The sequence below is a fragment of the Streptomyces albospinus genome, from assembly GCF_014648695.1.
GTDB classification, from domain to species: Bacteria; Actinomycetota; Actinomycetes; order Streptomycetales; family Streptomycetaceae; genus Streptomyces; species Streptomyces albospinus.
Map to the genome: position 1 here is coordinate 66,833 of NZ_BMRP01000032.1, position 10,323 is coordinate 77,155.

Genomic DNA, 10,323 nt, shown 5'->3' on the forward strand with positions numbered 1-10,323 from the left:
GCCGTACGGCACCGGACCACCACCGCCCCGCTGATGGCCGCGGATCTGCTGGCCACCGCCGGGGCGGCGCTCCTGCTCCCCGGCCCGGGACCGGCGCCGGCGCTGCTCGGCGCGCTGGCGTCCGGACTGCTGCTGCTCCATGCCCGCGCCGGGCTCTACCGTCCCGGGCCCGCCCCGGCCGCGCTGGACGAACTGCCGCCGCTGCTGGTCCGGGCCGCCGCCGGCTGGTGCGCGGTGGCCGCCGTGCGCCCGGGGCACCCGCTGCATCCGGCGGTACTGCTGGGCGCGGTGGCGGTGCAGGCGGTGCTGGCGTGCGCCGGCCGGGCCGCGGTCTACCGGGTGCGCCGCGCCGTCCTCCGGCGCCGGCCGCGCGCCGCCCTGCTCGTCGGCCCGACCCCGGCCGCCCGGCAGCTCGCCGCAGCGCTCACCGCGCACCCGGAGTACGGGCTGCGCCCGGTGGGTCTGGTGGCGTGCGGCCCGGTACCGCCCGGCGGATCGCGCGCCACGCCGCCATGGCTCGGCTCCGGCGAGGAGATCACCCGGGCCGTCATCCGGCATACGGTGCGCGACGCGGTGTTCCTGGTGCCGCCGGAGCGCGACCCGCACACCGCGGCGCTGCTGCGCCGGTTCCTCGCCCAGGGCTCGGCGGTCTGGCTGGCCGGCGCCGGGGCGGTCCGCGACGGCCGGCCGCCGGAGCCGGGCACCGGTCACCTGTGGGGCTTCGCCTGCCGGCCGTGGGAGACCGCAAAGCCGCGGCCCGGCGGCCTGCCGAAGCGGCTCCTGGACCTCGTCCTGGCGTCGGTGGCGCTGGTGGCGGCGGCCCCGCTGCTGGCGGGCTGCGCGCTGGCCGTACGGCTCGCGGACGGGCCCGGGGTGCTCTGCCGTCAGGAACGTACCGGCAGGGGCGGTCGCCCCTTCACCCTCCTCACGTTCCGCACCCTCGGGCCCGGCGACGCGGCGGAACCGGCGGCGCGGCGGAACGCGGCCGGCGACGCGCGGGCGGGCTCCGTCGGCCGGCTGCTGCGACGCACGTCGCTGGACGGGCTGCCGCAGCTGTGGAACGTCCTGCGCGGCGACCTGAGCCTGGTCGGCCCGCGCCCCGAACACCCCGTCCTCGCCGAGCAGTTCACCCACCGCTGCGCCGGCTACGCGGCCCGGCACCGGATGCCGCCCGGCATCATCGGGCCGGCACGGGAGCACGGGCTGCGCGACGACGCCCCCCTTGAGGACCGCACGCGCTTCGACAACCTCTACATCGACAGCTGGTCGCCGTGGCAGGACGTCCGGATCCTGCTGCGGACGGCGGGTCGGCTGCTCCGCCGGGGGCGCCGGTGAGCGCGCCCGCCGCGGCCGGGGCGGTGGTGCCGCCGGCCGCCAGCACCGCCGCCGCGCGCGCCGTCCGTGCCCCCGCGGCCCGGCGGTCGGCCCCCGCCGCCCGTACGGCCGACGGCGCCGCCGGCACCCCGGTGCGACTGCGCCCGAAGCGTGCCCCGCATCCGCCGCGCCGCCGTGCGCTGCCCACCGAACAGGCCACCCCGGCCGCTGACGAGACCACCCTGGCCGCAACCTCTGGAGGCATCCGGTGAAAGTCCTGCATGTCATCACCGGCCTCGAAGTGGGCGGCGCCGAATTGCAGTTGCGTCTGCTGCTGCGCCGGCTGCCCGCCCGCTGCGAGGTCATCTCGCTGACCACCCCCGGCCCGCTCGCCGCGGCCATCGAGGCGGACGGCATCCCCGTCACCCACCTCGGCATGACCGACAACCGCGATCTGAGCGCGCTCCCCCGCCTGGCCGGACTGATCCGCGCCGGCGGCTACGACCTCGTCCACACCCACCTCTACCGCGCCTGCGTCTACGGCCGGATCGCCGCGCGGCTGGCGGGCGTACGGGCCGTGGTCGCCACCGAGCACTCCCTCGGCGACGCGGTCATCGAGGGCCGGCGGCTGACCCGGGGCGTCCGCACGCTCTACCGGGCCACCGAGCGGCTGGGGTCGGCGACGGTCGCCGTCTCCGACACCGTGGCCGCCCGGCTGCGCCGCTGGGGCGTGCCCGAGCGCCGGATCCACGTCGTCCCCAACGGCGTCGAGGCGCACCGCTTCGCCTACGACCCGGCCGCCCGGGCCACCGTGCGCGCCCGGCTCGGCCTGCCCACCGACGCCTTCGTGGTCGGCGGGGTCGGCCGGCTGGTGCCCGGCAAGCGGTTCGACGTCCTGGTGCGGGCGGTCACCCGGCTCCCGGGGGTGCAGCTGCTGCTGGCGGGTGACGGGCCGGAGCGGGAGGCGCTGCGGCGGATGGCGGAGCAGTTCGGCTCCGGCGACCGGATCCGGCTGCTGGGCGCCCGCGACGGGGCCGATGGGCCGGCCGCCGGCGAGGCCCCGAGCATCCCCGGTCTGCTGTCGGCCATCGACGTCTTCGTCTCGCCGTCCCCGGACGAGGCGTTCGGGCTGGCCGCCGTCGAGGCGCTGGCGTCCGGACTGCATGTGCTCTACGGCAGCTGCCCGGCCGTCGACGACCTGCCGGCCGACCAGGCCCCCGGCGCCCGCCGCTTCAGCCCCGGCGTCCACGAACTCACCGCCGCGCTGCGGGAGTTGCGGCGCAGCGGACCGGGCCGGCTGCCGGTGCCCCCGGTGGTGCGGCGCTACGACATCGAGCGCAGCGCCCAGGACCTGATGGCCGTCTACGAAGCGGCGGTCGCCGCGGCGCGCCGCAGGACCCGCCCCGCGCCGGTGCCCGCCCCGCAGCCGGCCGGGCCCGCGTCGCCGGCCCTGCCCCCGGGCGTCTCGCTGCCGGACCCCTCCCCGGCCCCGTCGCCGGGCCGCCGCCGGACCGCCTCCCGGTAACCCCTCGGCGCCTCCGGCCCCCGCCCGGCGCATCGCCTCGCGCCGACTCGTCCCCGGCGAACACCGGCCGGGCACACGCCGAAAGGGCCGCCCGGCTTCAGCCGGCGGCCCCGCGCTCCCGCCTCACTGGCAGCGGTCGACGGCTTCGATGGTGCGCGCCGCCTCGCCCAGCGCCGCCCGCAGCACCACGGGGTCGGTGGCATCCGCGTACGCCCCCTCGGGCGGCACCAGCCAGCCCGTCCCGGTCACCGGCGGGTCGATGACGGCGTCCTCGCCACCGCCCAACGCGATGCCGCGGCCGTACGTCTGCGTGCAGGCGCTGCCCGGTACGTCCCAGCCGTCGGCGGTCCCGGGCGGGACCAGGAAGCCCAGGGTGTCGCAGGCGCCGTCGTGCAGGACCGGGCCGACGCCGTCCCGCAGCCGCAGGATGTCGACCGCCTCCAGGCCCTGCCGGGCCGGCACCGTGACGAGGTCGCAGGGCTGGGACGGTACGCCGCCGGGCGCGGCGCACCCCCCGCGCCCGGCGGCCTGGCCCGCGGACTCCTTGCCGCCCCTGCTCACGCCGGTCTCCCACACGGAGAACCCCTCCTCAAAGCACGCGCCACACCCTTTACACCGTCTTCAACGGCCGGCCGCGTCAACAGCTACGGCGGCGGAACGCTGCAAAGGGTGGCACTTCATGGCGGATCGTGGGTGAGATATCCGGTTTGTAGCCAAACCCTGGGTGTCGGACCCGTCACAGCCGGTACCGTCGTCCCGCCGCACCGCCAGGAAGCGGCATCGCCACAAGATGGCACGGAGAGGGTCCGCCATGGCGTCGCAAGCTGCACGATCAGCGTCGTCCCGCACCGTACCCGCCCGCCCGAACACCGCCTTCCGACAGCTGCGCGGCCGGCTGTCGCCCGGTGAGTTCGCGGCGGCGGTCCGACGGTCCGCCCGTGAGATCGGCGAGCAGGTCTCGTGCGACGCCCGCTATGTGGGCCGCGTCGAGTCCGGGGAGATCCGGTGTCCGAACTACGCCTACGAGCGGGTGTTCCGGCACATGTTCCCGGGACTGACACTGCCCGACATGGGGTTCGCGCCGCGGGAGACGGTACGCGGACGGGGGGCGCAGCACGAGGGCGCGGCGTCAGCCGCTCCAGCGATTGGGGCCTCCCCTGCTCAAGCGGAGCCGAGAGCTTGGGGAACGGTGCCTGCACCGGTGGTCAGCGCCGCGCCCCTGGCAACCGACCCCGACCACCGCGATACCCGTATCCAGATCTGCAAGGAGAGCGACGTGCTGCGTCGCGCGTTCATCACCGGCGGCCCGGCAGCCGCCCTGGGCCTGGCCGGCCTCTGGCCCGGCGACCCCTTCGACCCCTTCCCCGGTGCAGGCACCGGCTCCGGCTCCACCGGAGCGGCTGACGCCGCGCACCCTGCCGGGACCGCCGCGACCGCCACCGTCCCCGGCCCCCGTACGCCGCCCGGCGGCCGGGCCGGCGCCACCGAGGCCACCGCCGTCGAGGAGGCCGTCCGCCGGATCCGCCTGCTGGACGACCGGCACGGCGCCGACGGCCTCTACCCCCGCGCCACCCAGCCGCTGCGCGCCGCCTACGAGCTCCTGGACTCCGGCGTCCAGCGCCGCGCGGTCTACGACCGGCTCCAGGCCGGCGCGGGCGAACTCGCCATCTCCGTAGGCTGGTTGGCACATGACTCCGGCCGCTTCGACGACGCCCGCTCGCACTACGCCGAGGCGCTGTCCACGGCCCGGGTCTGCGGCGACGCCGCCCTGGAGGCGCACGCCTTCTGCAACACCGCCTTCCTGGCCCGCGACACCGGGCGCCCGCGCGAGGCGGTACGCGCCGCGCAGGCCGCCCAGCAGGCCGCCAAGCGGCTCGCCTCACCGCGGCTGCGGTCGCTGCTGGCACTGCGCGAGGCCGGCGGCTGGGCGGGGCTCGGGGACCGTACGGGCTGCGAGCAGGCGCTGGCGCGGGCGGAGCGGCTGTTCGCGGCCGGGCCGGGCGAGCGCGACCCGGAGTGGATGAGCTTCTACGGCGAAGCCGAGCTGGCGGGCCTGGAGGCGCAGTGCTGGTCGGCGCTGGGCGAGACGAGGCGCGCGGCGGAGCACGCACGCCGGGCGGTCGCCCTTCAGGATCCGCACTTCACCCGCAACATCGCCCTGTTCACCGCCGAGTTGGCCGGCAACCTCGCGGCCGGCGGCGCCCCCGAGGAGGCCGCCGCGGCGGGCATCCGGGCGCTGGCGCTGCTGGAGCAGGTCCGCTCGGCACGGATCCGGGCGATGCTGGACAGCACCGCCCGGAAGCTCCGCCCGTACCGAAGCTGCCGCCCGGTCCCGGAATTCCTGGAGCAGCACGCGGCGTCGGCGGGGCGGCAGCCGGTCTGAGGCCCGCGGCCGTCGGTCAGCCGAGGTGCCCGGTGTCGTTCCAACGCTCGATCGCCGGCTCACCGTACGCCCAGCCGAGGACCGACAGGGACGTCGGCTCCAGCCGGATCCGGGCCCCGAACGAGATGTCCAGGCCCAGCCAGCGGGCGCCCAGGGAGCGCAGGATGTGGCCGTGCGCGAAGACCAGCACGTCACGGTCGGCGGACCGCGCCCAGGCGACCACCTCGTCCGCCCGCGCGGCGACCTCGGCGAGCATCTCGCCCTCCGGCGCCCCGTCCCGCCACAGCAGCCAGTCCGGCCGCCCTGCCTTGATCTCGGCCGGCGTCAGCCCCTCGTAGGCGCCGTAGTCGACCTCCATCAGCGCGTCCCAGTCCTGGGCCCGCTCCCCGAAGCCGGCCAGTTCGCAGGTCTCCTTGGCGCGCACCAGCGGGCTCGTGCGGACCTCGACGCCCGGCAGCCCGTCCCAGGGCGCGCGGTGCAGCCGCTCGCCCAGCAGCTTGGCGCCCCGCCGCCCCTCGTCGAGCAGCGGGATGTCGGTCCGTCCGGTGTGCCTGCCGGACAGGGACCACTCCGTCTGCCCGTGCCTGGCCAGGAATATGCGCGCTGCCATGGGTCGTACCTCTCGCCGGTCTCCCGGCTTGTCGTCGTGCGTGTGTCGGCGCGGGCGGCGTTGACCGCGGGCTTTCCATCATCGCGCACGGCGCGGGACGGCACCGGGCGGCCCCGCTTGTCGGCGGCGGATGCCAGACTTCGGCGGGTGAACGTTTCCCGCGAGAGTCGACCCACAGCGGCCGGAGCAGGGGGCGCGGCGGCCACCGCTCCGGTGATCGGGGCCTCCCCTGCTCAAGCCGATTCGAGAGCTTGGGGACCGGTGCCCGCCCCGGGGGGAGTGCCCACGCCGGCCCCGAGCCTGCGGCAGAGTCTGCGCGAGCTGCGCGGAGCCGGGGTGCGCCCCCGGTCGCTGGACGCCCGCGCGCTGGCCGCCCTCGCCGCCAACCCCGGCTGCCGGCGCCGCGCGCTGCTGGACGGCGCGGGCATCGACAAGGGCGCGCTGGCCCGCGCGCTGGGCTCCCCCGCGGCGTACGGGCAGTCGCAGTTCGCCCTGGTGCGCGGCAACTCCTTCGAGGCGCGGGTGAAGGCGGACGGCGGCGCGGAGCTGCTGCGGCTGGTGTGCGAGCGGCTGGTGCCGGGCGGCCCGGCGCCGGAGGCCGACGCGGTCGCCCGGCCCGATCTGTCCGCGGCCGGGCCCGAGGGCCGGGCGGCGCGTACGGCGCTGGCGCTGCGCGAGGCGACCGCGGCCGGCGGCTGGGCGCTGCTGGACCATCCGATGCTGGCCCTGGAGGTGGCCGGGTCGCCGGCCTATGTGGAGCCGGATGCGGTGGTGGTGCATCCGGACGGCGGCTGGACGGTCGTGGAGATCAAGTCCTTCCCGATGATCGACGGCGCCGCGGACGCCGCCAAGGTGGGCGCCGCGGCCCGGCAGGCGGCGGTGTACGTCCTCGCCCTGGAGGCGGTCGCCGGGCATGTCGCGGCGCGCACCGGCCGCCCCGCCCGGGTCCGCGACCGGGTGCTGCTGGTCTGCCCCAAGGACTTCTCCAACCTCCCCGCGGGCGCGGCCGTCGACGTCCGCAAGCAGCTGGCCACCACCCGCCGCCAGCTGGGCCGGCTGACCCGCGTCGAGGAGATCGCCGCCGCGCTCCCCCCGGGGACCACCTTCGACCTCCGGCTGGCCGACGACGGCACCACGCCGACCCGCCCGCCCGAGGAGCTGACCACGGCCGTCGACGCGGTCGACGCGGCCTACGCCCCGGAGTGCCTGGCCGCCTGCGAACTGGCCTTCCACTGCCGCAAACGGTCCCGCCAGGAGGGTGCGGTCACGACCCTGGGCCGGGGCGTGCGGGGCGAGTTGGGCGGGCTGCGCACCATCGAGGAGGTGCTGGCCGCCGCGGGCGGCCCCGGTTCCCCCGGCTGCCCCGACGGCCCCGATGACCCCGGCGACCCCGACGACCCGGCCGTGGCCGCCCTGCGCCGGGCCGCCGCGCTGCGCGCCGAGGCGCTGTCCGGCGCCGCCGCCGTACCGGCCCCGCGCGACGGGGAGCCGGTATGTCCCTGATCGAGACGCTGGCCCGGATGGAGGCGGTGGCCGCGGGCCGCGCCCAGCCGCTGACCACGGTCCGGCACCGCCATCTCTCCGAACGCCCGCTGGTGTTCGTCCCGTTGACCACCGCCGGTGAGGCCGGCGCCCCCCTGGGCGCGCTGGTCGGCACGGACCGGGAGAAGCCGCTGCTGCTGACCGTCCCGCAGCCGCGCGACCGCGATCTGCGGTTCGCCTTCCTGGCCGAGCTGGCCGAGTCGGTGCTGCCGTACGTGGACGGCTTCGCCGACGCCGTCGAGTGGGAGGAGCGCAAGGAGACCGACCCGGAGACCGGCAAGAAGGTCCCTGTGCAGGTCGAACTGTGCGCGGACGCACCCCAGTTGATCGTGCCGAGCACCGCCGGCATCGAGTACGTACGGCTTCTGGGCCGCTCGATGCGGTTCCGGCGGACGGCCGAGCAGGAGCCGGAGACGCCGTATCCCGCGCCACCCCATGTCCCGCTGCTGGGCCGCTGGTTCACCCACTTCGGGGAGCGGGCGCGGGTGCCGGGCGCCGCTCTGCTGCTGTCCATGACGGGCCTGCTGACCCGCCACTGGGCGACCGGCCAGAGCGTCCTGGAGGACCAGCACCTGGGCGCGCTGCTCGCCTGGATCGCCCCGCCGCCGGGCGTACGGGGCCAGGACGCGGCCGAGTACGCGGAGACGGCGCGCGACGCCGCCGGCCAGCTGTGGTGCCCGCCGGCCGGGCCCGCCACCGACCCGGCGTTCGACAACCGGCTGCTCGCCCCCGCGATGGCCCGCTACGACGCCGGCCTGCCCGGTGCCGCGGAGGAGATCCGCACCCTGGTCGAGAGCCGGCTGCGGCCCACCTGGGACGCCGTGTGGCAGGGCGTCGACCTGCTGCGCGGCCTCCCGGAGGGCGCCCGGGTCGCCGACCGCTGGAAGCGCGACCGCTGGTCGTACACCGCGCACCGCGACCGGATCCGTGCCGGGGAACCGCCGCAGCCCCGGCAGGACGACGCCGTCACCGCCGCCCGGAAGCTGTCCGCCCGCGAGAGCGCGCAGGCCCAGCTGGACGCCCAGGAAGCGCTGGACGACCCGCTGGTGATGGCCGCCCGCCGGCTGGCCGGGGAGGCGCTGCACGGCACGGTCACCGCCGTCGAGATGGCCTACTCCGAAGGCAAGCGGCCGATGCCGCGCCCCCTGGTGACGGTGCGCACCGACGACCGCCCGCAGCTGGACGTGGACGCCAAGCTCCACCGCCCGCTCGCCGACGGCCGCACCCAGACCGCAGAGTTCGTGGCGTACGGGGCCGGGGAGCCGGGGACCCTGGTGGTGCGGCTCACCGGCGGCATGGGCCGCGGCAGGACCCCCGAGCCCGGATCGGTCCCGGAGCCGGACGACGCGGTGTGCTGGACGCTCTTCGAGCACGCCCCGCGCGGCGGCCCCGACCTGCCGGACCCGGAGGACACCCCCTGGACGCACGGCGGCCCCCCGCCCGGCACCACCGGCACCACGGGTGCCACCCCGCTTCCCGCCCCCGACACCGACACCGTCACCGCGGAGGACTTCCTGTGATGCCCCGTTCCGCCAACCCCCCCGGCAGGCGCCGCGGCATGACGGACCTTCACCACGCCGGCCCGAGTGCCGGCCGGCAGCCCTTCGACCCCGGCGCCGCGGCCGGCCGGGCGACCGACGCGATCCTGCACGACACCCTCCACAGCACCCACCGCGGCGTGGTGGTGGACTCCCCGCCGGGCGCCGGCAAGTCCACCCTCGTGGTCCGCGCGGCCCGCGAACTGGCCGCCGCCGGACGCCCGTTGATGGTCGTCGCGCAGACCAACGCCCAGGTCGACGACCTCGTCCTCCGGCTGGCCGGCAAGGACCCCGACCTCCCCGTGGGCCGCCTGCACAGCAGCGAGCCGGGCTCCTTCGACCCCGCACTCGCCGACCTCCCCGCGGTCCGCACCTCCGCCCGGATCGCCGACCTCGCCGGGATGGACATCGTCGTCTCCACCGCCGCGAAATGGGCCTACACCAAGGTCGACGAGCCCTGGCGGCACGCCATCGTCGACGAGGCGTACCAGATGCGCTCCGACGCGCTGCTGAGCGTCGCCGGGCTCTTCGAGCGCGCGCTGTTCGTCGGCGACCCGGGCCAGCTGGACCCGTTCAGCATCGTGGGCGCCGAGCAGTGGGCCGGGCTCGCCTACGACCCCTCCGCCAGCGCCGTCTCCACCCTCCTCGCCCACAACCCCGACCTCCCCCAGCACCGCCTCCCCGTCTCCTGGCGGCTGCCCGCCTCCGCCGCGCCCCTGGTCTCCCGCGCCTTCTACCCGTACACGCCGTTCCGCAGCGGCACCGGCCACGGCGACCGGCGGCTGGCGTTCGGCGTGCCGGGCGACGGGTCGGCCGTGGACCGCGTGCTGGACGAGGCGGCCGAGTCCGGCTGGGGGCTGCTCGAACTCCCCGCCCGCCACACGCCCCGTACGGACCCGGAGGCGGTGCGGGCCGTCGCGCTCACCGTCCGCCGCCTCCTCGACCGCGGCGGCGCCGCCACCAGCGAGCACGCCGCCGAGCCGGCCCCGCTCACCGCCGCCCGGATCGCCGTCGGGACCGCCCACCGGGACCAGGCCGCGGCGGTCCGCGCGGCGCTCGCCGGGCTGGGCGTGACCGGTGTCGCGGTGGACACCGCCAACCGCCTCCAAGGCCGCGAGTTCGACGTCACGGTCGTCCTGCACCCGCTGTCCGGGCGCCCCGACGCCACCGCCTTCCATCTGGAGACCGGCCGGCTGTGCGTGCTCGCCTCCCGCCACCGCCACGCCTGCATCGTCGTCTCCCGCGCCGGGGTGGCCGACCTCCTGGACGAGCACCCCTCGACGGAGCCGGTCCAGCTGGGCGTCACGGTCAAGTTCCCGGACGGCTGGGAGGCGAACCACGCGGTCCTCGCGCACCTCGCGGAGCACCGGGTGGGGTGGGGAACGTGACCGGCACACCGGCACCCGGCCGA

General features: G+C 77.3%; 9 protein-coding genes. 7 read left to right on the top strand and 2 right to left on the bottom strand.

The genetic code is table 11. From position 1 onward, the window contains the following. The 3 genes from IEZ17_RS30955 to IEZ17_RS30965 all read left to right on the top strand — a co-directional run. Positions 1-1,335, top strand: a 1,335-nt coding sequence (locus tag IEZ17_RS30955) for a sugar transferase (RefSeq protein ID WP_308427728.1), incomplete at its 5' end; no start/stop codon positions are given. Next, entirely contained in the window at positions 1,332-1,586 is a 255-nt protein-coding gene (locus IEZ17_RS30960) for a hypothetical protein (protein ID WP_189305949.1), read from the top strand. The genes IEZ17_RS30955 and IEZ17_RS30960, both read left to right, overlap by 4 nt. Further along, on the top strand, positions 1,583-2,839 hold the full coding sequence (locus IEZ17_RS30965; protein WP_189305951.1) for a glycosyltransferase: 1,257 nt from the start codon (positions 1,583-1,585) through the stop codon (positions 2,837-2,839). The genes IEZ17_RS30960 and IEZ17_RS30965 overlap by 4 nt, the downstream gene beginning before the upstream one ends. A gap of 123 nt (positions 2,840-2,962) precedes the next feature. Here IEZ17_RS30965 and IEZ17_RS30970 read toward each other — a convergent pair whose 3' ends face one another. Then, complete coding sequence (locus tag IEZ17_RS30970) at positions 2,963-3,415, bottom strand: hypothetical protein (protein ID WP_189305953.1); 453 nt, start codon at positions 3,413-3,415, stop codon at positions 2,963-2,965. Between the two features lie 235 nt (positions 3,416-3,650). On the opposite strand from IEZ17_RS30970, the gene IEZ17_RS30975 reads away from it, so the two are divergent. Continuing rightward, positions 3,651-5,222, top strand: coding sequence for an NsdA family TPR-like regulatory protein (locus tag IEZ17_RS30975; protein WP_189305954.1), 1,572 nt, complete (start codon positions 3,651-3,653; stop codon positions 5,220-5,222). A gap of 16 nt (positions 5,223-5,238) precedes the next feature. On the opposite strand, the gene IEZ17_RS30980 is transcribed toward IEZ17_RS30975, so the two are convergent. After that, on the bottom strand, positions 5,239-5,832 hold the full coding sequence (locus IEZ17_RS30980; RefSeq protein ID WP_189305956.1) for a histidine phosphatase family protein: 594 nt from the start codon (positions 5,830-5,832) through the stop codon (positions 5,239-5,241). Positions 5,833-6,111: 279 nt separating this feature from the next. Between IEZ17_RS30980 and IEZ17_RS30985 the strand changes: the two genes are divergently transcribed. From IEZ17_RS30985 to IEZ17_RS30995, 3 genes are read left to right on the top strand one after another with little or no spacing between them, the layout of a single operon-like run. Next, positions 6,112-7,335 (top strand): hypothetical protein, encoded by a 1,224-nt coding sequence (locus tag IEZ17_RS30985; RefSeq protein ID WP_229852823.1) that lies wholly within the window; start codon positions 6,112-6,114, stop codon positions 7,333-7,335. Further along, on the top strand, positions 7,326-8,894 hold the full coding sequence (locus IEZ17_RS30990) for a hypothetical protein (protein ID WP_229852824.1): 1,569 nt from the start codon (positions 7,326-7,328) through the stop codon (positions 8,892-8,894). The genes IEZ17_RS30985 and IEZ17_RS30990 overlap by 10 nt, the downstream gene beginning before the upstream one ends. 38 nt (positions 8,895-8,932) lie before the next feature. Next, positions 8,933-10,300, top strand: a complete 1,368-nt coding sequence (locus tag IEZ17_RS30995) for an AAA domain-containing protein (protein ID WP_189305958.1) — start codon at positions 8,933-8,935, stop codon at positions 10,298-10,300. The last annotated feature ends 23 nt before the right edge of the window (positions 10,301-10,323 follow it).